Source organism: Sutcliffiella sp. FSL R7-0096 (genome assembly GCF_038595065.1).
In the GTDB taxonomy this organism is placed as follows: Bacteria; Bacillota; Bacilli; order Bacillales; family Bacillaceae_I; genus Sutcliffiella_A.
Genome location: NZ_CP152003.1, coordinates 4791086 through 4814291 on the forward strand (window position 1 = coordinate 4791086; position 23206 = coordinate 4814291).

General features: G+C 44.6%; 25 protein-coding genes and 1 pseudogene. 7 read left to right on the forward strand and 19 right to left on the reverse strand.

All coding sequences use genetic code 11. The features are described from left to right. Window positions 1–30: 30 nt before the first annotated feature. From MKY77_RS24420 to MKY77_RS24505, 18 genes are all read right to left on the reverse strand, one after another. Window positions 31–1443, reverse strand: a complete 1413-nt coding sequence (locus MKY77_RS24420; RefSeq protein WP_339149909.1) for a sodium/glutamate symporter — start codon at window positions 1441–1443, stop codon at window positions 31–33. Window positions 1444–2171: 728 nt separating this feature from the next. Continuing rightward, window positions 2172–2372: a helix-turn-helix transcriptional regulator gene (locus MKY77_RS24425; RefSeq protein WP_339148174.1), complete on the reverse strand. Its 201-nt coding sequence runs from the start codon at window positions 2370–2372 to the stop codon at window positions 2172–2174. 304 nt (window positions 2373–2676) lie between these two features. Next, the gene (gene deoC, locus MKY77_RS24430) at window positions 2677–3324 is read right to left on the reverse strand and encodes a deoxyribose-phosphate aldolase (protein ID WP_339149910.1); all 648 of its coding nucleotides are present in this window, start codon (window positions 3322–3324) and stop codon (window positions 2677–2679) included. 180 nt (window positions 3325–3504) lie between these two features. Beyond that, a complete protein-coding gene (locus MKY77_RS24435; RefSeq protein ID WP_339148175.1) occupies window positions 3505–3768 on the reverse strand; it encodes a EutN/CcmL family microcompartment protein in 264 nt (87 codons plus the stop codon). Next, the gene (locus MKY77_RS24440; protein ID WP_064099689.1) at window positions 3765–4040 is read right to left on the reverse strand and encodes a BMC domain-containing protein; all 276 of its coding nucleotides are present in this window, start codon (window positions 4038–4040) and stop codon (window positions 3765–3767) included. Before MKY77_RS24440 ends, MKY77_RS24435 begins: the two co-directional genes overlap by 4 nt. Beyond that, the gene (locus MKY77_RS24445) at window positions 4041–4325 is read right to left on the reverse strand and encodes a EutN/CcmL family microcompartment protein (RefSeq protein WP_063559153.1); all 285 of its coding nucleotides are present in this window, start codon (window positions 4323–4325) and stop codon (window positions 4041–4043) included. It abuts the gene before it with no gap. Between the two features lie 16 nt (window positions 4326–4341). Beyond that, window positions 4342–4797 carry an RpiB/LacA/LacB family sugar-phosphate isomerase gene (locus tag MKY77_RS24450; protein ID WP_064099691.1) on the reverse strand — a complete coding sequence of 152 codons (456 nt, stop codon included), beginning with the start codon at window positions 4795–4797 and terminating at the stop codon, window positions 4342–4344. A gap of 3 nt (window positions 4798–4800) precedes the next feature. Continuing rightward, window positions 4801–5640, reverse strand: coding sequence for a triose-phosphate isomerase (tpiA, locus tag MKY77_RS24455; protein ID WP_339148176.1), 840 nt, complete (start codon window positions 5638–5640; stop codon window positions 4801–4803). 13 nt (window positions 5641–5653) lie between these two features. Next, a complete protein-coding gene (locus MKY77_RS24460) occupies window positions 5654–5932 on the reverse strand; it encodes a BMC domain-containing protein (protein ID WP_339149911.1) in 279 nt (92 codons plus the stop codon). 125 nt (window positions 5933–6057) lie between these two features. Next, entirely contained in the window at window positions 6058–7491 is a 1434-nt protein-coding gene (locus MKY77_RS24465; RefSeq protein ID WP_342515554.1) for an aldehyde dehydrogenase family protein, read from the reverse strand. 2 nt (window positions 7492–7493) lie between these two features. After that, on the reverse strand, window positions 7494–7793 hold the full coding sequence (locus tag MKY77_RS24470; protein WP_339148179.1) for a EutN/CcmL family microcompartment protein: 300 nt from the start codon (window positions 7791–7793) through the stop codon (window positions 7494–7496). 192 nt (window positions 7794–7985) lie between these two features. Next, complete coding sequence (locus MKY77_RS24475) at window positions 7986–8729, reverse strand: hypothetical protein (protein WP_339148180.1); 744 nt, start codon at window positions 8727–8729, stop codon at window positions 7986–7988. After that, the gene (locus tag MKY77_RS24480; protein WP_339148181.1) at window positions 8701–9390 is read right to left on the reverse strand and encodes a phosphate propanoyltransferase; all 690 of its coding nucleotides are present in this window, start codon (window positions 9388–9390) and stop codon (window positions 8701–8703) included. Before MKY77_RS24480 ends, MKY77_RS24475 begins: the two co-directional genes overlap by 29 nt. Continuing rightward, window positions 9371–10342 carry a sugar-binding transcriptional regulator gene (locus MKY77_RS24485; protein WP_339148182.1) on the reverse strand — a complete coding sequence of 324 codons (972 nt, stop codon included), beginning with the start codon at window positions 10340–10342 and terminating at the stop codon, window positions 9371–9373. Before MKY77_RS24485 ends, MKY77_RS24480 begins: the two co-directional genes overlap by 20 nt. A 600-nt stretch (window positions 10343–10942) precedes the next feature. Beyond that, on the reverse strand, window positions 10943–11893 hold the full coding sequence (locus MKY77_RS24490; RefSeq protein ID WP_063559147.1) for an ABC transporter permease: 951 nt from the start codon (window positions 11891–11893) through the stop codon (window positions 10943–10945). 3 nt (window positions 11894–11896) lie between these two features. Beyond that, window positions 11897–12991: an ABC transporter permease gene (locus MKY77_RS24495; protein WP_339148183.1), complete on the reverse strand. Its 1095-nt coding sequence runs from the start codon at window positions 12989–12991 to the stop codon at window positions 11897–11899. Continuing rightward, window positions 12988–14511, reverse strand: coding sequence for an ABC transporter ATP-binding protein (locus MKY77_RS24500; protein WP_342515555.1), 1524 nt, complete (start codon window positions 14509–14511; stop codon window positions 12988–12990). The genes MKY77_RS24495 and MKY77_RS24500 overlap by 4 nt, the downstream gene beginning before the upstream one ends. A gap of 326 nt (window positions 14512–14837) precedes the next feature. Next, window positions 14838–15944: a BMP family ABC transporter substrate-binding protein gene (locus tag MKY77_RS24505; RefSeq protein ID WP_339148185.1), complete on the reverse strand. Its 1107-nt coding sequence runs from the start codon at window positions 15942–15944 to the stop codon at window positions 14838–14840. 393 nt (window positions 15945–16337) lie between these two features. On the opposite strand from MKY77_RS24505, the gene MKY77_RS24510 reads away from it, so the two are divergent. The 5 genes from MKY77_RS24510 to MKY77_RS24530 all read left to right on the forward strand — a co-directional run bounded on the left by MKY77_RS24510 (window position 16338) and on the right by MKY77_RS24530 (window position 21070). Continuing rightward, window positions 16338–17045 (forward strand): pseudouridine synthase, encoded by a 708-nt coding sequence (locus tag MKY77_RS24510; protein WP_339148186.1) that lies wholly within the window; start codon window positions 16338–16340, stop codon window positions 17043–17045. A 241-nt stretch (window positions 17046–17286) separates the two neighbouring features. Next, window positions 17287–18399 carry an ABC transporter ATP-binding protein gene (locus MKY77_RS24515; protein ID WP_339148187.1) on the forward strand — a complete coding sequence of 371 codons (1113 nt, stop codon included), beginning with the start codon at window positions 17287–17289 and terminating at the stop codon, window positions 18397–18399. Continuing rightward, complete coding sequence (locus tag MKY77_RS24520) at window positions 18389–19192, forward strand: ABC transporter permease (protein ID WP_339148188.1); 804 nt, start codon at window positions 18389–18391, stop codon at window positions 19190–19192. Before MKY77_RS24515 ends, MKY77_RS24520 begins: the two co-directional genes overlap by 11 nt. A 1-nt stretch (window position 19193) precedes the next feature. Further along, window positions 19194–20000, forward strand: coding sequence for an ABC transporter permease (locus MKY77_RS24525; RefSeq protein WP_339148189.1), 807 nt, complete (start codon window positions 19194–19196; stop codon window positions 19998–20000). Continuing rightward, window positions 19997–21070 (forward strand): ABC transporter substrate-binding protein, encoded by a 1074-nt coding sequence (locus MKY77_RS24530; protein ID WP_339148190.1) that lies wholly within the window; start codon window positions 19997–19999, stop codon window positions 21068–21070. Before MKY77_RS24525 ends, MKY77_RS24530 begins: the two co-directional genes overlap by 4 nt. A 34-nt stretch (window positions 21071–21104) precedes the next feature. Here MKY77_RS24530 and MKY77_RS24535 read toward each other — a convergent pair. Further along, window positions 21105–21266, reverse strand: a pseudogene (locus MKY77_RS24535) (glycosyltransferase family 2 protein); the annotation flags it as partial. A 139-nt stretch (window positions 21267–21405) separates the two neighbouring features. On the opposite strand from MKY77_RS24535, the gene MKY77_RS24540 reads away from it, so the two are divergent. Beyond that, the gene (locus tag MKY77_RS24540) at window positions 21406–22251 is read left to right on the forward strand and encodes an ABC transporter ATP-binding protein (protein WP_339148191.1); all 846 of its coding nucleotides are present in this window, start codon (window positions 21406–21408) and stop codon (window positions 22249–22251) included. Continuing rightward, window positions 22202–23143, forward strand: coding sequence for an iron-hydroxamate ABC transporter substrate-binding protein (locus MKY77_RS24545; protein ID WP_339148192.1), 942 nt, complete (start codon window positions 22202–22204; stop codon window positions 23141–23143). The genes MKY77_RS24540 and MKY77_RS24545 overlap by 50 nt, the downstream gene beginning before the upstream one ends. The last annotated feature ends 63 nt before the right edge of the window (window positions 23144–23206 follow it).

Here is a 23206-nt window from a genome sequence, read left to right on the forward strand (position 1 = left end):
TTACCAGTCTCCTCGCTTCGTTGCGCAATCTCAACTTCCCTGACTTTCCTGCTTTTTTCCAAAGTGGAAGATTCCCAGCAACAACCATCCGACCATGACCACAGTGGCCAGAATGAGAGCTGGGATTGGTCCAAACGCGACAATAAAGGGAATGGATGCAGCTGTTGCTATCCCGCCCCCGACTATGAGATCAAGTAACAACTGTTTATAGCTGAATCCTTCCTTTGCAGGACTCTCTTCCTCTGGGTCCGCTAAATTAATCAGTAATACACCAGCCGCACTCATTCCCATTGCTTGTCCGAGATCTCCAATTCCTCTTTCAAACCAGTAATTTGGCATGATACGAGGAGCGATAAAAATAAAAGCCAGAACATTCCAGCCGATTGCCGTCAAGGACATTAGTAAGAACGGCAACCAATATTCCCCGATCACTGTAAGAGAAAGGGTAGCGATAGCCGAGGTGATGAGAAGGTCAAGGGCAAATCCTTGAATCCTGTTAACGATACCAACGTCCAAAATGCTACGCTTCACAAACTTGCTCATAAAGAGTTGAACAAGGATGGCTCCCACCATTGCGAGGGGGAATAATGGCAAATGGGTAAACAATTCGATTTGATCCACCCATAGTGCTTCCTCGAGAAGAATTAACCCCTCTAATATAAGAAAACCTATCCCGATAGCAACACCTATGTAAGCAAAATGTACGGTGAACGTCTCAATAAATTCTGAGCGTGTCGTTTTATTGCCTACCGGCGCTTCCTCCTGATCCTCTTTTGCAATAATCCCGACCAACTGTTCATCAGAAATATCGTTGGGGCTTGAAAGTATTTCGGTCTTCCCTTTGCGTGCCCCCCAGTTAATAAGTGCCATCCCAAGCAGCACTCCCGTTAGTACACCGACTGTCGCTAAGCCCACCGCCAGATCTTTGCCTTCCTCAAAGCCTACACTCGAAAAGGTCCCTGATAAACCAGCAGCAGTCCCGTGACCACCGACAAAACTTATCTCAAGCAGTGCACCAGCAGCAGGGTTCAAATCGAATAGAGGAGTGAGGACCAAAATGGCCAACGTGATACCAACCACATATTGTCCCCATGAAATAAAGTGGGCAAAAGTAATTTGGGGTCCGGAGATTTTCCAGATTTTCTTAATGTGAGGAAGGGTTTTTCCAAGAAAAAAGGAAGCAAAAACGACACTGATCAACAATCCGGGAAGCTCTCCCCATACCTTTTGCATATTTTCCGGAAAAAGTCCTCCAGTATCAAACAGTTCCACTCCAAGCTTGCCTAGTATTTCAGGACCTAAAAGGAGTCCGATAAGACCTGCTAGAATGGAACTCGGGACAAAGAACTTTTGCAAAAATGGGAGCGATACACGCAGCCACTTTCCGGCAATCAAAAGGGCTCCTAAAATTATAAAACTGAAACCGATTAATTCAGGAGACATGTTCAAACGGACATCCCACCTTATATACTCTATTCTTCATATAAAATCAGTACCCTATTAACCAGAAGGATAATCATAGAAAAAGTCCGTCGTCATAGGGAGGGATGGAACCATCTTCTCCTCAAAAAGGGGAGAGTCAGTCGTCTTAGCAGGCCTATGGAACCACCATCTCCTCAAAAACGGGAAAGTCAGTCGCCATTGAGATCCTATGGAACCACCATCTCCTCATAAATGGGAAAGTCAGTCGGCATTGAGATCCTATGGAAACACCATCTCCTCAAAAAAGGGAAAGTCAGTCGCCATAGCGGGCCTATGGAAACACCATCTCCTCAAAAATTGGAAAGTCAGTCGTCTTAGCGAACCTATGGAACCACCATCTACTCATAAATGGGAAAGTCAGTCGTCTTAGCGAACCTATGGAACCACCATCTACTCATAAATGGGAAAGTCAGTCGGCATTGCGAACCTATGGAACCACCATCTCTTCATAAAAGGGAAAGTCAGTCGTCTTAGCGAACCTATGGAACCACCATCTCCTCAAAAAAGGGAAAGTCAGTCGTCTTAGCGAACCTATGGAACCACCATCTCTTCAAAAATGGGAGAGTCAGTCGTCATTGCGGAGGGATAGAACCAACAAAATACCGCTTGTATCGTCCTTAATAAAGAAAGGAGATGATTGCCACATAAAAAAAAGGAACCGGAGTTTCCCGCGGTTCCTTTTAAAACTATTATATAGACATGTCTCCAACAGAGAATGAGCATCTTAATACTTCTGAGAGCTTATGTAGGGTGGAAACTTGCACGTCCATTGTACCTGACTCGATTGCTGCGATGGTGTCTACAGGCAAGCCTGATAGTGCGGCAAGATGGTCGATTTCTATCTCTTGTCTGGTTCTTGCATTCTTAAGTTGATTTCCAATATGGTTCACCTAAATCCCCCTCCAGTAACTAATTGATGCAAACGCTTACAATATATTATATAAAAATATTTAGAATTTTTCAATATTTAAATATCTGTCATACACCGCTGATGATTTCCGCAAACGGCTTCGCTTTCCGCTTGGCGATTTTGAGCCTCCTCGGGCTACGCCCTGCAGGGATTCAAGATTGTCGCTATCCCCCCGCAGGAGTCTTCACCTATTGCTCCAATCAACAGCTATGTTACTTAACAACTATTAAAAACAACAGGATGCCGAGGAAGTTGTCCTTTTGGCATCCTGTATTGTTAACGTTTTAATATCCTGTCCCTTTGCCGCCTGTTACGATGGCGATCCCGGAGCTTGCGCCGATTCTTGTTGCGCCTGCTTGAACCAGTTTTCTGGCTGTATCCAAATCACGTACACATGCTGACGCTTTGACGCCCATGTCAGGGCCGACTGCTTCACGCATGAGCTTGATGTCCTCTGCTGTGGCACAGCCTGGTCCGAAGCCTGTGGAAGTCTTCACGAAATCTGCTCCGGCCATTTTTGCCAGAATACAAGCTTTCTTCTTTTCTTCTGTTTCCAAAAGACCCGTTTCAATGATGACCTTCACTGGTGCCTGGCCTTTTGCAGCAAGCACGACCGCTTCGATGTCTTTTTTGACGGTTTCAAAGTCGCCGGATTTAAGGGCACCGATGTTCATGACCATGTCAATCTCGGTTGCACCACTTGCAATCGCATCCCGAGTCTCGGAAACTTTTACAAAACTGTTGGTAGCACCAAGAGGGAAGCCGACTACTGTCGTAATCCCTACATTGGAACCCTGCAGCTCTTGAGCAGCTGTGGAAACCCAGTAAGGATTGACACATACTGTTGCGAAGTTGTATTCTTTCGCTTCTTCACATAGCTTGACGACCTGCTCTTTTGTGCTTTCTGGCTTTAATAGAGTATGGTCGATCATTCTTGCGATAGAAGGTCCTGTGATCAGGTTGGATGATGCATTCGCATAGCTGGTGCCGGTAGAAGCAGTTGAAGCTGCAGGTTTTCCTTCTGCCAGCTGTTGTTTATTTGTCAGTTGTTCCATGATTTGATTCGTAATTTGTTCCACCAATGCTTCCATTTGCATTGTGTTCACCTCGCATTAATGTAATCGGTCGACAATTCCGGCAATGACGGCATCAAAAGAGCCTTTGGGATCCTCTAATATATCTCTTGCCGCTCCACCTTCTTCGAGTATCAGTACATAGTCACCGGGACCTGCGTGAAAGCGGTCGAAAGCAATCATGGCATCGCCACATTCCTTGCCGCTCTCGTCCACCGGGATGACGACCATGAGCTTTTTGTTTTGATGACTTGGTGTTTTAATCGTCGAAACGACATTTCCAACGACTTTTGCCAGTTTCATAGAGTGGTTGGAAGAATTTTTTCGATATCGGAATGTGGTCTTGGGATCACATGTACAGATAGGAATTCGCCTACACGTTGCGCTGCATCCGCTCCCGCTTCTGTTGCTGCCTTTACAGCTCCTACATCACCACGTACCAATACAGTGATTAATCCGCCGCCAACTTGAACTTTTCCAACTAAAGAAACATTTGCAGCCTTCATCATGGCATCTGCTGCTTCGATTGCACCTACTAAACCTTTTGTTTCGATCATGCCCAAAGCGTTGCTCATTTATATTTCCTCCATTCGTTTTACGTTGTAATAGTCAATTATTCCTAGTATCCCAGCATCCGATGGGACAAGATCTTTGTTCAATGGCAGAGAGGATTCCCTGCTTTTAGCAAGATAAACAAGGTCCCCTTCTCCCGATTGACCGATTGTGTCAATAGCAACAAGTGGTTTGCCTTTATCCTGCAACTGATCATCTACTGGTTGGACGATTAACAGTTTCAACCCTTTGAGGTTTTCGTCTTTATGGGTACAGATCATATTTCCAATCACTTTTGCTACAAACATGGGTCTAAACCTGCTTTCAGCGTTTAATAAAACGACTTTCGATTTCCATAACTTTTGTGACGCGACGATCGTGGCGGCCACCTGCAAATTCGGTTTCCAGCCATTTTTTCACCAATTGCTTGGCAAGGCCTTCCCCGATGAACTGACCACCGATGGATAAGACGTTGGCGTTATTGTGTTCACGACTATTGATCACAGAGGACAGGTCCCAGCAGACTGCTCCGCGGACACCCGGTATCTTGTTTAATACCATGCCGCTCCCGACGCCAACACCATCAATCATGATGCCAACGTAATCCGGGTTTGTCGCGACACACTCGCCAACAAAGAATGCGATATCCGGATAATCCACCGATTCATTCGCTTTGCAGCCGAAATCGAGGTATTCATATCCAAGCTCCGTCAAATAGCCTTTTAAAGCTTCTTTAAGCTCGTATCCACCGTGGTCGCTACCGATTGCAACTTTTTTCATTTTCTACGCTCCTTTGGCAAATACAGCGATTATTTTCTGAAAAGAATCTACCTGCAGGCTAGCACCACCGACAAGCACTCCATCAATGTCGGTCATCGCCGCGAACTCTTTCGCATTGTTCTCATTTACAGATCCGCCATATAAAATGCTGACCTTCTCTGCGTTCTCCTTATCAAGATGAGCGAGAACAGCACGGATGTATGCATGGATGCGCTGTGCTTCCTCCGCTGTCGAAGATTCCCCAGTTCCGATTGCCCATACCGGCTCATACGCGAAAACCACCTGGGAAACATCCATTCCGTCCATGGCACCGAGAATCTGTTTGGTCAACACCTTTTCTGTCTGGTTCTGCTGCTTTTGTTCCAAGGTTTCCCCAATGCAGATGATAGGGGTCAGACCCTTTTTTAAGGCTTGTTTTGCTTTTAGGTTCACGGTTGCATCATCTTCTTGTGCGTATTGCCTTCTTTCGGAGTGTCCGATGATGCAATGAGTGCAACCAAGATCTTTTAACAGGCTTGCAGCCGTTTCCCCTGTGTAGGCGCCTTTTTCTTCTTGGTGAACATTTTGGGCACCTATTTGAATCTCTTTATTTTGTCCTTGGACGTAAAGCTTTGCGGGATACAGGAGTGGGGCAGGTGGGCAAACCACCACTTCCACCCCGTTTCCTTCTTTAAGCTGTTGTAAAAAGTCCAGCGTTTCCTGGATGTTTTTGTTCATCTTCCAATTGGCGATGACGTATTGCTTCCTGCCGGTACTGGATGGCAAGCTGTTCAAAGAACCAGTGGATTGCTCTACCGCCTCTTGGACAAGTTGTTTGATATAGGCTTTAATGGATTGATCCATCCTACTCTACCTACTATTTCGCTGCCGGTAGAATTCCGTTTACTTCGGAGTTTGGACGTGGGATTACGTGTACAGATACTAGGTTCCCGACTCGTCCTGCTGCATCCGCTCCAGCTTCTGTTGCCGCTTTTACAGCTCCTACATCACCGCGTACCATAACTGTCACAAGTCCGCCACCAACGAGTTCTTTTCCTACAAGTGTTACGTTTGCTGCCTTTACCATTGCGTCTGCTGCTTCAATTGCCCCGATTAAACCTTTTGTTTCGATCATTCCTAATGCTTCTTGACTCATTTGAATTCCTCCTAATGGTTGTTTAATAGTTTTGGATTTTGATTGCTTTTTCGTTTTTTTAGGTGGTTCCACAGGCTGTCCCTCTTGAGGTAGTTCATTCAGTTCTGCCATTTTTCATCCCCCTCCTAAATGATTCTAAAGCTGTCTACCAGCACGCAACGTCTTTGGCGGGTGAAGGTTTTTGCTGAAGTAAGCCCTTCTCCCGTCGGACCTGCAATGGTGAGGGTGGTAAACCCTTCACTCTGGTAGCCAAGACCTGCAACAGATGGACCGTTTTTCACAAAGATGGTTGCTTGAATTTCTTTTGCCATCTTTGTCAGGTTGGTGACATTCTGAGAATGCATGATGGCAGTGTGTCTGTTTCCTTTTTCAGCTTTCACAGCAAGACTGATCGCTTTATCCACATCTGATACTCTGACAATTGGCAGGATTGGCATTAGCATTTCAGTGTGTACCAATGGGTGATCTTCCTTTGTTTCTGCAATGATGAGCCTTACATTGGCGTCAGTCCTGATGCCTGCCGCTTCAAGCAGAACGGATGCGTTCTTTCCGATAAAATCGCGGTTCGGATAGTGCTTCTCCCCTTTTTTGACCAGCACTTTTTCAAGGAGCTTGTCCAACTGAAAGCCTTTCAGTTCGATGGCACCGTTTTTGGCCATCTCACTTTTTAAGGAGTTGGCTACTTTTTCGACAACGAACACCTCTTTTTCCGCTGTGCAGAGGACATTGTTATCAAAGCTTGCGCCGGTTACGATGTCTTTTGCAGCTTTGGAAATAACTGCTGTTTCATCCACGACCACCGGTGGGTTCCCGGGACCTGCGGCAATCACTTTCTTCCCGGAGCTCATTGCCGCCTGAACAACGATGCCACCGCCTGTTACGACTAACGCCTTTACTTTCGGATGCTTCATCACTTCGTTAGATGTCTCAATGTTGGGACTCGCAACAGAAGTAAGCGTGTTGGCAGGCCCTCCTGCAGCCACAATCGCATCATTTAAAAGCTGCATGGTTTTGATGGAAACTTGCTTAGCACTTGGGTGTGGGTTGAAAACAACCGCGTTCCCTGCTGCTACTAGAGAGATAGAGTTGTTGATGATGGTTGCTGCCGGGTTCGTGGATGGGGTGATGGCACCGTAAACACCAACTGGTGAATACTCGACTAGGGTCAGGCCCCCGTCCCCGGAATAGGTAGTGGCAACAATGTCTTCCACTCCAGGTGTTTTATCAGCAGCCAAGAGGTTCTTCGCCACCTTGTCCTCCACTCGTCCAAGTTCCGTTTCTTTGACTGCGAGCTCTGCAAGGGCTTGGGCATGCTCCCTGCTTACTTCCCGCATCTTTTCTATCATGTTCTTGCGTGTTTCAAGTGGGATCGCCCTCAGCTTGTCCCATGCTTCTGTTGCAGCATCTGCAGCTTCATCGACAGTGCGAAACACACCTTTTCCGAGTGGGACCTCGCTGTTTCCCTGTTCAGGAGCAGGTGAGGGCTGTTTGTTTTCCCCCCCAAGCTGGGCAAGGACTTGAGCAACCATTTCTTTTATGTCGCTTTCCTTGATTTGCACGTTTAATTACCTCCTTTTGTAAAGGTCAGGGATCCGTTCAGTTCTATCTGATCCACGATGCCTACAATGGCAGCGTCAACAGGTACCCCGTTCGTAATTTCTGTCTGTCTCGCAGAGCTTCCGCTTACGATCAAGACGACTTCCCCTACGCCAGACCCGACTGTGTCGATGGCAACAAGAGGTTTTCCATCTTCTTCGATTGTTTTTATATCAAGCGGTGTGACGATCAGCAGCTTTTTGCCTTTGAGTTTTTCCGCTTTGGTGGTTGCGACGATGGAGCCTGTTACTTTTGCAATGATCATGAGTGCGTTGCCTCCTTTCTAGGAGCCTATTAAAGCATATTAGTTTAACCGTTCCTTTTCGCTGCATGCATTCGCTTTCCGCGGGGCGACCTTGAGCCCTCCTCAGGCTACGCTCTGCGGGGTCTCAAGATTGTCGCTATCCCCCCGCAGGAGTCGAGTGCCTTCCGCTCCAATCCACTGTTCTCTTCAGACTTATGTTTCTTTTTGAATCTGGATCTTCAGCTCTCTTGCCATGTCTTTGGCAATGGGTGTGATTTTGCTATTCTTTGGAACCGATAAGGCTTTTACCTTACTCGTGGATGCACGCTCAATGTGCTTTGCAAGGACAAGTGGTTGCTTTTCCTGATATAGGTTGTGTTGTTCTATTGCAGTGCGTACAAGTTGATTCAACGGTACCCATTTCACTTGATCCTTTTGGGTGGTGCGCATGTAACTTTGCAGTTTTTCTTGAACAGAATAAGGTGCCAGAATTTGTTGATACACTCCAAGCTCCACTTCATTGTTGACGATGACGATCGGTTTTCCTAATAGCTGGAACTGGATGGCTGTCTGTGTGGTCCGGTCGTCATCCAGCATCATGGCAAGCTTTGATACTAATTGGAAGGAGGCTACCGGAAGAATCAGAAGGTCCGTCGATGTCCAGAGTGCCTGCAACTCCTGGTAACCTGCACTATCCAACGGCAGTACACCTTCTTCTCCTTCAAGTAGCTCCTTCCATTCCTTTGAAGCTACTATCCTCACCTGAAATGATGACTTTATTTCCGTAACCGCTTTCAAAATACTGTTTGGATCAGTAGATTGGTAGCTTAATAGGACGGTTATGGATGGCTTATTTTTAACACTTTTGGTAATGGTGGTTTCGGCTTGTTCGGACATGTACGCTTCGACAGCCCTTTTGACAAGCTCTCTAACCGTTTCCTTTACATCCACAGCCACAACCTCCCTCCTTTTCTGGAGAACACTGTATTGCGGTAATTTTACCAAGCTGACCATTTTTAATGTTGGCTGCATTGGCCTCATCTAGATCGATGTGCATCTCCAACTTATATTTAGGTGAGACTCGGATCAGAACATTGGAGTAGGTAAGACCGCGTGGACCATCAACTTTTATATCCACCATGTCTCCGTCCTTCACCCCAAATCTCTCTCCATCATCCGGGTGCATATGGATATGACGGGAGGCGCAAATCAAGCACTCTTCCACTTTTATTTGTCCTCTTGGTCCCATGATCGTGATGGATTCCGAGCCTGCTAGATCTCCTGATTGGCGGATCGGCGGAGTCACCCCTAAGGTGTAACCATCAAACAAGGAGATTTCCACTTGGGTTTTCCCTCTTGCCGGTCCGAGAACCCGCACATTTGGAATTCTGCCTTTTGGACCTATCAGTGTTACCGTTTCTTTTGCAGCAAACTGGTTGGGTTGCGAGAGGTCCTTCAGCTTTTTCAGCTCGTAGCCCCTCCCGAAGAGGCGTTCCACATGTTCGGGAGACAGATGGATATGCCGGTTGGATACGGCAATCGGCACCTGTTTCATAGAAGTTTGCATGGTGTTCTGAACTACCTCTTGCACCAGCGCCTTAATGGTCGCTCGATCCATTGTTCCTCTCCCCCATTTCCAACAAAGCTTTTGCTGTATATTGATCGGTGATCAGGACATTGGCATAATTACCATTAAGTGCCCCTAAGATGCCTTCCACTTTCTTGTTACCACCTGCCACAAGGATGCTGTATTCTTTTTCCGCCAAGTGGGAAAGTTCGATGCCAATGGTGCGGTCATTCAGAGATTGATTGCTGATATGTCCATTGATGTCGATGAAGCGCGAGCAGATATCCGCCACCGTTGCATTCTTCTTCAACGTTTCCACATCAGTGTCTAAAAAGTAACCCGCCCGCATAAGCGTCGACTGCTCCCCGGCCTCTCCTACAGTGTAGATGGCGATGTTGGCTTTTCGTCCGAGTTCCAGCACCTTGTTTATGTGTCTGTCTGCGACGATCGCCTGCTTTACGACAGGGTGATCCACCACTGCCGGGACAGGTAGGAAGTGCGGTGTGGTATGGAACGCCGTTGCGAGACCATTGATAATATCAGAAGCGTGGGTGTTAAGTTCCGAGTAACTCACACCGCCATTCAATTGCACAATTTCCACATCATGAACACTTTTAGGGTTAAGCTGCTGGGACAATTGATAAAGGGTTGTCCCCCAGGTAATACCGATCGTATCGCCATTTTTCACAATGCCATACAAGTATTCGGCCGCCGCCTCCCCGATTCTGCCTTTGATATGGTTATCTTCGTATGCCGGAACGGATGTGACAATGCAATCTTTCAGTCCGAAGGTTTCTTGGAGCCTTGCTGCCAGTCCATTTATATCTTCTGTCGGATCACAAATTTTGATATGTACAACGCCATCCTGTTTTGCCTGGTCAAGCAGTCGTGATACGGTAGGACGAGATACGCCAAGCTTTTTGGCGATTTCCTGTTGGCTGTAATTGAATAAATAATACATTTTAGCCACTTCTACTAAACGGGCTATTTTTTCATTCTGCATGTTCGTTTCACCCGATTTTCAAATTATGTTCATGGAAAGAGTACGAAAGCGCTTAGAAACATGGTGATTTATGTAGAAAATTAGGTTCTTTCTTTGGTAGTAAGCGCTTTAATAAACTTTTGTAAATCTACTAATGAACATATGTTAACTTTATTATAAACCTAGCAAAAATTCTGTCAATATATTTTATTCTTAATAGTCAGATATGTAAGCGCTTGTTTGGTATTATGTTTTTTTCGTATAAGGGTTGCTAAAGTAGAGGCGTTTTGGTCATCTATTAGAGTAGAAATAGTTAAAATTAAAAGCTTTATAGTGAATTTTTGATCAGAAAGTGCTTCCCTGACGTTTGAAATCTCTCCAAATTTGCCATCACCCGCAACCTACTGTCCGTATGGAGGGGAATATTGTCCGAATTTTTAAAACACAAACCAAACTCCCCCATTTACTGTCCAAGCTCACTTCAATACATGCCAATCGACAAATGGCATCAAGGTTCGACATACACAAACACCTCTTTATCCCTGACTCCCTGCCAGCGCGCCATTCTTCACACAAAAAAAACACGCCCTCCAAAATAGAGAGCGTGCCCATACTTCTAACTTATCGTTTCCCAGAATCAAACGGTTCACCAACTGCTTTTGGTGCCTGAGAGGATTTCGAGAAAATGATCAATGCGATCAATGTGACGACATACGGGAATACCTTCAAGAATACTGGCGGAATGACAGCCAATGAAGGGACTACCTGTGATACGTTCGCAACCGTAGTCGCAAAGCCGAAGAATAGCGTTGCCGCCAGGATTCCAAGTGGTTTCCACTGTCCGAAGATCAAGGATGCAAGTGCCAAGAAACCAAGGCCGGCAACCGTACCGTTGAATTCCCCGCCTGTTGTTACGATAAATACCGCTCCACCAAGTCCAGAGAAAGCACCGGAAATCATAACACCGATATAACGCATTTTGTATACGCTGATTCCGGCAGCTTCTGCAGCATGCGGATGCTCCCCGCAAGAACGCAAGCGCAAGCCGAATGGCGTTTTGTAAAGTAAGAACGCACTAAAAAGCAGAATGGCTAGAACCAACCAAGTAGTGGCATACGTTCTTGTGAAAAATAAACTTCCAATCACAGGGAGATCAGATAGAAACGGGATGTTAAATGGTTTCAATGTACTGATTTGGATGTTTCCGCTTCCTGTGATATTACGTGCCAAGAAGACCGTGATGGCAGCAGCAATCATATTGATGGCTGTACCACTGATAATCTGATTGGCATGAAGATTGATACTTGCAAAGGCATGAAGGAGGGAGAACAATAATCCCATCAAGGTTGCCAAGGCAAGACCGATCCAGATCGCTTTTTGCTGACCGGGCATCATCGCCTGCATCTTCAGGATGACAAGGGCACCTGTGAAAGCACCGATGACCATTAAACCTTCCAAACCGATGTTAACGACACCACTTCGTTCACTGAATAAAGCTCCCAGCGCTGTGATCAAAAGAGGGATAGTGAAGATAATTGCATACGGAGCTATTTGCTGAATCGTTGTCCACATACCTTATACCTCCTCCTTCTTTTCAGTCTCGGTCGTGTTACGAACGATCGCTGGTTGTTTTTTATTCTTCTTTTTATTGATGAAGTAACGGATCATTCTGTCTATCAGGATGCTTGTCGCAGCAAAATAGATAATGATTGCAATGATAGAATCCGCAATTTCAGGTGGAATGTCTGTCATGGCATTCATGAATCCACGGCCGGAATAAAGGAGACCGAAGAAGATTGCCGCCAATAAAACTCCGATTCCCGTGTTTGCTCCAAGAAGCGCTACAGCAATTCCATCGAATCCTTGCGTTGGCAAAATACCGATCTGAATGCTTGTCGCATTTCCAGCATAAAATGCCACCCCACCAAGACCTGCAAGTCCACCTGCAATGACCATGGATGTAACAATGCTTCTGTTTACCGCAATTCCTGCATATTCCGCTGAATCACGGTTAAAACCTACTGCTTTCAACTCATATCCAAGTGTAGTTTTATTAATGATAAAAGAGAAAATAATGACGGTGATGGCCGCAATGAATAACCCTAAGTTAATGTAAGAGCCATCAAACATGTCCGTTAAAATCGGTGTGCGTAAAGATGCAGATTCCGGAAGCTTTTTAGATTCCGTTTCCAAGAACTCACCTTTAAAGTACGCAGGTACCGCATAATAAACCGTCCAGTATGCAATCCAGTTCATCATGATGGTGGAAACTACTTCGTGAACATTGAATTTAGCCTTTAAAAGGCCAGGAACGAATGCCCAAAGAGCTCCTCCGATAAATCCAGCCAACACCATGCAAACCAGCAATAGAGGTCTGGAAAGATCGAATGTCAAACCTACTGCCACCGCACAAAAGCCTCCAAAAAGCATTTGTCCGGCCGCTCCGATATTAAACAAGCCGGTACGGAATGCAAAGGCTACGGATAAACCTGTAAAAATCAGTGGTGTAGCTGTTGCCAGCGTATTCCCTATTCTAGACAGGTTTTTCAAGCCGCCTTCGAATAAGTATTTATATCCTTCCACAGGATTGTTTCCTGTGACTGCCATCAATATCGCACCTGCAATCAGACCGAAAAGGACAGCAAGTAACGAGATTATGCCATTTCTCATTCCTCTTCCCCCTTCATCACGCCAGCCATCATTAGACCTAGTTCGTTTTCGTTTGTTTCTTTTGCATTCACGATTCCGACTAATTGGCCATTATTCACAACGGCAATGCGATTTGAAACATTTATTACTTCATCCAATTCCAAGGATACAAGTAGAACAGCTTTTCCTTTATCCCTTTGTTCCACAAGTCTTTTATGAATGTACTCGATCGAACCAACATCCAAACCGCGAGTTGGCTGAACAGCAATCAAGAGCGTTGGATCAAGCTCGATCTCCCGGCCAATAACCGCCTTTTGCTGATTTCCGCCTGATAGAGAACGGGCAATCGATTTCCCACCTTCTCCAGAACGAACATCAAAGCTCTTGATAATGGAATCTGCATGCTTTTTAATGGCGGAAAAATTTAGAACGCCACGTTTGGAATATGGTTCTTTGTGATATAGCTCTAGCACCATATTTTCTTCAATCGTGTAATCAAGGACTAGTCCATGCTTATGGCGATCTTCTGGAATATGAGCGATTCCGCTGGCGATTCTTGAGCGAACAGGCATTTTTGTTATATCTTTTCCTTCAAAAAGAATCGATCCGGAGTCTGCTTGCTTCAAACCTGTAATGCTTTCCACAATTTCAGACTGACCGTTTCCGTCCACTCCAGCAATTCCAAGGATTTCACCTTTTTTCAGTTCCAAGGACATGTTCTTCAAAGCGATTACATCCTTGCCCTTTTTCACAGACACATTATCCATTTTTAGGACGACTTCACCTGGTGTTGCTTCTTTTTTGCTGACTTTGAAGTTTACTTCGCGTCCTACCATCATTTCAGCCATTTGTTCTTTACTTGTTTCAGCTACATTAACAGTGCCAATTGTCTTTCCTCTTCTGATAACGGTACAACGATCTGCCATCGCTTTGATTTCTTTCAGCTTATGGGTGATGATGATAATCGATTTGCCTTCTGCAATCAGGTTTTTCAGGATCTTCCCAAGTTCTATGATCTCCTGAGGAGTAAGAACCGCAGTAGGTTCGTCCAAAATCAACACGTCTGCTTGACGATACAGCATCTTCAAAATTTCCACTCGCTGTTGCATCCCAACGGAAATGTCTTCAATTTTGGCATGCGGATCTACGTTCAGTCCATACTTTTTGGACAGTTCCTCAATCCTTTTGCTGGCAGTCTTTTTGTCGAGCACATACAAATTATGCAACTCAGAACCTAGCATAATATTTTCTGTTACCGTAAAGTTACTGACCAGTTTGAAGTGTTGGTGAACCATTCCGATTCCAAGTTTAGTCGCGACGTTAGGATTGGCAATTTTCGTTTCCTTGCCATTAATTTTTATCGATCCTCTATCCGGTTGGTACATTCCGAATAATATCGCCATCAGCGTTGATTTTCCGGCACCATTTTCCCCAAGGAGGGCGTGAATTTCCCCCTGCTTCAGACGAAGTGTAATATCATCATTGGCAACTATTCCAGTAAACTCTTTCCGGATATTGAGCATCTCCACTACATAGTCCATAGAGCGATTCTCCCTTTTTTGTTTTTGGCTGTTTTGGCGAAGGTAATTGTTTTTGCGTTTTCCCGTTTCTTTCCGCTACAGCCACTTGCTTTCCTCGGGGAGGGCCGAGAGCCTCCTCGGCTTCGCCTGCGGGGTCTCCCGTTTCCCTCTTTCTCCCGCAGGAGTCAAGTGGCTTTCGCTTCAATACACTAACAGGTGATGTCAGCATCAATCTTTACCAAAACAGTTTTTTTATCCCAAGAGGACAGACAACTAACCTCTTACATAGGCATTAAAAAAGGCGGGACCCCCCGCCTCTTTCTGTATTCATATGCCAGGCATTATTATTATTTGATCAGATCGCCTTGCTCAGAAGAAACTTCCACTTCACCAGATTTAATCAGTTCAAAGATCTCATTCACTTTAGAAGTTGTTTCTTCACTTAGGTTTGGATTTTCTTCAGGAAGACCAACACCGTCGTTTTTCGCATCGAACGTAAGAGTTTCTCCACCTGGGAACTTTCCATCGATTTCTGCTTTGATCATATCAGCTGCTGCTGTGTCGATTTTTTTCATTGCAGAAGTTAAGATAACTGAATCGCCATTGTCCATCTTTCCTTCTTCGTATTGGTCAACGTCTACTCCGACCATCCATACATCGTCTCCGCCTTCAACACGAGTTTTCGCTTCGTTGATTGCCCCAACTCCAACTCCACCCGCTGCTGCGAAAATTACATTTACTCCACGGTCGAACATTGCTGCAGCAATTTGCTGACCTGCAGCAACTGCATCAAACGTACCTTGGTATACTACGTTTTCTTCTTTAATGCTTACATTTGTATCTAGGTTTTCATTTGCATACGCGATACCTTGTTGGAAGCCCCAGTTGAACTTTTGAACTGGAGGAATTTCCATACCACCGATGAATCCAGCTTCGCCCTCTTTTAATTCAAGAGCTGTTGCAACACCAGCCAAGAAACCAGCTTCGTGCTCAGCAAAGAAAATGGAAACTGTGTTTTCGCCTACTACAGGATTGAAGTCCCCGTTGTGTGGAGCTCCATCGATTAGAACGAATTTAGCATCTTCAAATTGGCTTTGTGCTTGGAATACAGCTGTTTCAAATTTGAAACCTGGAGTTACGATAAATTTGAAGTCTGCATCATACAGGTTTGTAATCTCTTGCATGTAATTTGCTTCTGTTGTACCTGCAGGCTTTAAGTATTTTTCTTTAATGCCGAACTCTTCTTTCGCTTGAATGATTCCGTTCCAAGTACCTTCGTTAAAAGATTTGTCATCAATCGTACCAGCATCCGTTACCATTCCGACTAACATGCCAGATCCGCTGTTAGTGCCTGATGCAGATTCAGAACCGCCTTTATTGTCTGTTCCGCAACCTACTAGAAAGATCATCGTTGTTAAAACAGTGACGATCGTTGCAATTAAACCCTTTTTCATGCCTTAACTCCCCCAAAATTATAAATTTATAGTAAATTGAAAACCCTTACTATCATTACTATATTCGTAAACTTCTAATATTTCAATATATGTTTTTCAAAGATGAACATATTTTCATGAATAAAATTACCTAGTTAAAATAATTGTCGAAAACTTGTAGATAAATACTGGGTTTCTAGTATTTACATTGGTAGAAATTACATAAAAGGGGTCTGACCCGCTCCCCTTTAAAGCACTAAAGCAACACCTTAAAACCTCCACGCTCCGACTAGTTCCCGCACCATTTGTATGCGGTCCTTTGTTTATTGTATGATAAGGTACATATATAGAAATATTCCTCTCCTCTTCCTATATAAGAGGGGTTCATTTTTTCATATAAGGACGTGTATTAGTATGAGGATAAATAAATTTATTAGTGACTCTGGTGTTGCCTCAAGGCGCGGAGCCGATAAACTGATTGAGGAAGGTAGAGTTAAAATCAACGGTAAGGTCGCAAAGATCGGTGGACAAGTTAACCCCGGTGACGAGGTATTGGTCAATGGACAACTCATTCGGATTGCCAGGGATAATGTCTACATCGCCTTGAACAAGCCAATAGGCATCACCTCCACGACCGAAAAGCATGTGAAGGGTAATATCATCGACCTTGTGAACCATCCTCTACGCCTTTCCCATATCGGACGCTTGGACAAAGAATCGGAAGGTCTGATCCTACTGACCAATGACGGAGATATCATCAATGAGATTTTGCGGCCAGAACACAAGCACGAGAAAGAATATATTGTGTCTGTCGATAAACCGATCACCCCGGACTTTGTGAAGCAGATGTCCGAAGGTGTCAAAATACTGGGAACCAAAACCCTCCCATGCGAAGTGGAGCAGCTGTCGAAGTTTGATTTTAAAATCATCCTGACGCAAGGGTTGAACCGTCAGATCCGTCGCATGTGCGCAGAGCTCGGCTATGAGGTGCTTCGCCTTCAGCGGACCCGGATCATGAATATCGAGCTTGGTAACTTGCCGATGGGTCAATGGCGCGACCTTAGTAAGAAAGAAAAACGGCAGCTGTTTGCAGAATTGAATTATGAACCAAAAGAATGGTAAACAAAACGCCTGTCCCCATCCATTAATCCGTTGGGGGACGGGCGTTTTTTCATATTGTATTTTGAAACCATTCCTGTATAATTGTTCCGAATCACGAATTAATATACTTGAAGATACATATGGGGTTCTGTTAATCACCTTTGTTGGTTCACGCGTCGGGTTATACCTTTCGCTCCAACCACCAGCTAGATGCCACATTACAGCAATTAATAAATAGAAGCATATATATAGGGAGGTTGCTATGACTACCGCAATTATTCAGTTTAAAGATGTTCGCAAGCAGTTCGATAACGATCCTGCTGTGCTTAATGATGTCAGCTTTGAAATTGAACGGGGAAAGTTCTATACCCTGCTTGGTCCTTCCGGTTGCGGAAAGACTACGATTCTTCGTCTAATTGCCGGATTTACGGAAGCGTCTGCTGGGGACATTTATTTTAACGGCAATAAGATGAACGATGTACCGGCCAACAAACGTCAGGTAAATACCGTCTTTCAGGACTACGCTCTTTTCCCTCACCTGAATGTGTTTGAAAATGTAGCATTCGGACTGAAGATTAAAAAGATGAAAAAGGCTGATATTGAAAAAAAGGTGACCGAAGCGCTAAACTTTGTAAATCTCGAAGGCTTCGAATCTCGTGAAATCCGGGAAATGTCCGGTGGTCAGCGCCAGCGTGTAGCGATTGCTCGTGCCATCGTAAATGAGCCAGAAGTAATCCTACTGGATGAACCACTATCCGCCCTAGACCTAAAACTCCGTACAGAAATGCAGTACGAATTAAGGGAGCTTCAGCAACGCCTGGGCATTACCTTCGTTTTTGTCACCCATGACCAGGAAGAAGCACTTGCAATGTCAGATGAGATCTTCGTTTTGAATGAAGGGAGAATCATTCAAAGTGGGACGCCGACAGATATTTATGACGAGCCGATCAACCGCTTTGTCGCCGACTTTATTGGAGAATCCAATATTGTTAAAGGTCGGATGATCAAGGATTTCCTTGTGGAGTTTGCCGGCAAGAAGTTTGAATGTGTGGACAAGGGGCTGAAAAACGACGAAAAGGTGGACATTGTCATCCGGCCTGAGGATTTGGCCATCACCACGCCAGCAGAAGGCAAGCTGCAGGTACGGGTGGACTCCCAACTGTTCAGGGGCGTTCATTATGAGATAAGCAGCTATGACCAAGAAGGCAACGAGTGGCTTGTTCACTCTACCAAGAAAGCTACAGTCGGGGATCAGATCGGCTTATTCTTTGATCCCGAGGCTATCCATGTTATGCGCCTTGGGGAATCGGAAGAAGATTTTGATAGACGACTAGAAGGCTATTCCCTTGCAAGCGGAGAGAACCATGGGAAATAGACTGACGAAAAACCTGTATTTCATCCCTTATGCGCTTTGGATTGCACTGTTTGTCATAGCGCCGATCATACTTGTTCTCTATTATTCTTTTTTTAATATAGAGGGCAATCTATCACTAGAAAACTATCAAAAATTCTTCACGCCTGTTTATTTAAAAATGACGTTGAGTTCGTTTTGGTATGCGTTTCTGATCACGGCCATTACCCTGTTGGTTGCTTATCCGACAGCATTATTGTTAACACGGACGCGTCATAAGTACTTATGGCTTTTGTTGCTTATTGTTCCTTCCTGGATCAATTTGCTCCTGAAAGCTTATGCCTTCCTAGGTATCTTCGGTACTTATGGGATGGCAAACAGCTTGTTAGAAGTAATCGGAATCGGTTCCACACAAATATTGTTCACAGACTTTAGTTTTGTGTTCGTTTCGGTCTATATTTTTATTCCGTTTATGATCTTACCAATTTTCAACGCATTGAATGAGTTGAATCCGACATTGATCGATGCGGCAAATGACCTTGGTGCCTCCCGTTTTACGACATTTTGGAGGGTTACCTTACCACTAACGATGGATGGGGTGAAGGTCGGATGTCAGATTGTCTTCATTCCGGCTCTCTCCCTGTTCATGCTTACAAGACTAATAGCCGGAAACCGGGTCATCACGCTTGGAACGGCAATTGAACAGCATTTCCTTGTCACCCAAGACTGGGGGATGGGTTCGACCATTGCAGTATTTTTGATCATCATCATGTTCCTTTTCATGAAAATGACAAGCAGCAGAAAGCGAGGAATTTAACATGGGTAATAGAAAAACATCTCCGTTATCGGCGTTATTTCTCGTCTTGATTTTCGCGATTCTTTATCTACCTATTTTCTTCCTCGTGTTTTACTCGTTTAACAGCGGGGGAACGATGTATGACTTTGAAAGCTTCACATTGGAGTGGTATAGGGAGCTGTTCGCTGATACGCGACTGTTGATCATCGTACTGAACACACTACTCGTCGCCCTGATTTCAGCGTTGATTTCAACCATTATCGGCGTGATGGGCGCAATCGCTATCTATTCGTTTAAAAATAGAAGAACGAAGAGTACATTATTATCTTTGAATAATGTTTTAATCGTAAGTCCTGATGTTATTATCGGTGCTTCCTTCCTAATTCTGTTCACCATGGCTGGGATCAAGCTTGGGATGTATTCGGTTCTTCTTTCCCATATTGCTTTTTGTGTACCGATTGTCGTATTAATGGTATTGCCAAAGCTCTTGGAAATGAGCCCAACCTTGATTGATGCGGCACATGATCTTGGAGCAAGCCGCTGGGATGTGATGAGAAAGGTCGTCCTGCCATATATCACACCTGGAATATTTGCTGGCTTCTTTATGGCACTGACCTATTCCCTTGACGATTTTGCCGTCACATTCTTTGTAACAGGGAACGGATTCACAACGCTTTCAGTTGAAATCTATTCTCTTGCGCGTCGTGGAATTGCCTTGAACATCAATGCACTTTCCACCCTGCTGTTCCTGTTCACCATCGTGCTTGTGATTGTGTATTACTTCATGACCGTGCGCAATAAGCCAACTAGAATGGGGGTTAGACGATGAAAAAGCTAGTCCAATTCTTTCTTGCTGTTGTTGTGGCGTCAACTGTACTTTGGTACACGATCACCGAGTTGAACTCCTCTCAGGGGTACTCCGGCGGTAACACGCTGACCATCTATAACTGGGGTGACTATATCAATATGGATGTAGTCAGGCAGTTTGAAGAGGAAACCGGTGTGAAAGTCATTTACGAGACTTTCGATTCTAACGAAGCAATGAAAACGAAAATAGAACAAGGCGGAACCACCTATGATATCGCGGTTCCCTCTGAATATATGATTGATAAAATGATACAGGAGGAATTGCTTATCCCTCTGGATCATTCCAAGCTCCCAAACCTTGGGAACATCGATGAGCGGTTCATGGATCTTCCCTTTGATCGGGAAAATAAATACTCTGTGCCTTACTTCTGGGGGACGGTTGGGATTGTCTACAACCCTTCCATGCTTGGAGGAAAAGAGATTACAAGCTGGAACGACCTTTGGGATGAGGATCTAAGAAATGAGATCCTCCTGATCGACGGTGCCCGCGAAGTAATGGGGATGGGCCTTAACAGTTTAGGCTACTCCTTGAACAATACAAATAAAGAGCACCTGCTTGAGGCAAAAAGAAAGCTCGATACGCTCACACCCAACATCAAAGCCATTGTTGGGGACGAGAGCAGGATGCTGATCGAGAACGAGGAAGCTGCGATCGGACTTGTCTGGTCCGGGGTTGCTGCGGAATTGATGTGGGAGAACGAGGACCTTGAATATGTCGTACCGATCGAAGGGTCTAACCTTTGGTTTGATAATATGGTCATCCCGAAAACGGCTAAGAATGTGGAAGCTGCCCACCAGTTCATCAATTTTATCCTTGATGCGGAGGTTGCAGCGGAAAACACCGATTATGTGAGCTATTCTACACCAAACAAAGCGGCATTGCCGTTGCTTGATGAGGAACTGACAGGTGACGAGCGCTTCTATCCGCCACCAGAGCTGACAGAAAAGCTTGAGGTATATGAGAATCTTGGTAAAAGAAATTTAGCTTATTATAATGAGCTGTTTTTAGAATTTAAGATGCATAGTAAATAGTATAGTAGGAAAGGGACCATGCCCTTTCCTCTTTTTATGCTTCTTCCAACCTGCATAGCTGTTGGAATCTCGAGTTGAAGGGTAAACCATCCCATACAACCTTGCTAATAGCTTCCCTCTGCTTCACTTCCGGCTCCTCGAGCAACAACCAAAAATTTTCCGTGGGTAGCTTTCCTAATCCGTGCTTTTCGAATAAGTGAAACAGTCTCCATTATTGATATTATTTCTCAATTAGTCATTGACAACCCCTATTAATAGTCTTATAGTAATAATTGTTACGACATTGATAATCATTATCACTAGTGTAAACTTACTATAAATTGGGGGTTACATAAATGGTTCGCCTACATACAAAGGATTTGAACATTGGCTATGGTGAACGCTTGATAATAAAGAATTTATCGATCGAAATACCGGATAAGCAGATTACGACCATCATTGGATCCAATGGCTGCGGAAAATCCACCCTTTTAAAGGCTATCACCAGAATTATCGCCCACCAATCTGGCGCTATCCTACTGGATGGACAAGAGATTGCCAGAGAAAATACTAAATCACTTGCAAAAAAGATGGCCATTCTCCCCCAAACCCCTGAAAGTGTAAGCGGATTAACAGTTGGGGAGCTTGTCTCCTATGGCCGTTTTCCCTATCAAAAAGGATTTGGACGTTTGACCAAAAAGGATTATGAGGTCATGGACTGGGCACTTGAGGTAACGGGAACAACCGAATTTAAATACCGTCCGGTTGACGCGCTATCCGGCGGGCAACGCCAACGCGTCTGGATTGCCATGGCTCTTGCCCAGGAAACAGAAATCATTTTCCTTGATGAACCTACCACCTATCTGGACATGGCCCACCAATTGGAAGTCCTGGAACTTTTACAAAAGCTAAATAGAGAACAGGAACGCACCATTATCATGGTCCTCCATGATTTGAACCAGGCTGCCAGATTTGCCGATTACTTAATCGCCTTAAAGGATGGGAACATCATCAAGTCGGGGAATTGCGAAGAAGTAATTACACCGGATGTATTAAGACAAGTCTTTCAAATCGACGCCGAAATCGACCGAGATCCTAGAACAAATAAACCTATGTGCTTAACCTACAACTTACTTAAAGGAGACAACCACGATGAAAAAATTAATGATTCCCTTCGTATTCCTGCTATTGCTGGCCGTTAGTGCCTGCGGGAACACAAATAATAATGCAAGCAATAACAATGATGATACTTCAAAGGAAGGAAATGCTTCCTCCTCTGAGACTATTACCTATCAAGCCGAAACAGGACCAATTGAAGTACCAGCAAATCCTCAAAGAGTCGTTGTCATAAATTCTTTCGTTGCTGGAAATGTCATGGCCCTTGGAACGAATATTGTTGGGACTGACTCTTGGGCAATGGCAAATCCACGCTACAAAGAGTATTTGAAAGATGCAGTGGAAGTAACGGATCAAGATCTAGAGAAGATTATTGAATTAGACCCAGACCTTATTATTGCTGCCTCCAATGCAAACAATCTTGATAAGCTTGCGGATATTGCTCCTACTGTCGCGTACACATATGGAAATGTGGATTATCTTACACAGCATGTTGAAATTGGAAAACTACTAAACAAAGAAGAAGAAGCTCAAAAATGGGTGGATGACTTCAAGACCCGCGCTCAAGAAGCCGGAGAAGAGATTCGCGCTAAAATCGGCGAGGATGCGACTGTCTCCGTTATCGAAAACTTTGATAAAGAGCTATACGTTTTCGGCGACAACTGGGGACGTGGCACTGAAATAATTTATCAAGAAATGAAGCTGAAGATGCCTGAGAGAGTAAAAGAAGAAGCCTTAGAAGCTGGGTATCATATGCTTTCCTTTGAAGTGTTACCTGAGTTTGCTGGGGATTATGTGGTCTTTAGTAAAAATTCCGAGGGAGATACATCCTTCCAGGAAACGGATACGTATAAGAATATCCCGGCTGTGAAGAATGGACAGGTTTTTGAGGCGGATGCGAAAGAATTCTATTTTAACGATCCGATTTCCCTTGATTTCCAATTGGAGTTCTTTAAGGATAGCTTTTTAGGAAACTAAGACTTTTTTGGAGGGATGCTTCTTTTATTAGAAGGTCCCTCTTATTCTATTGATATCACTGTT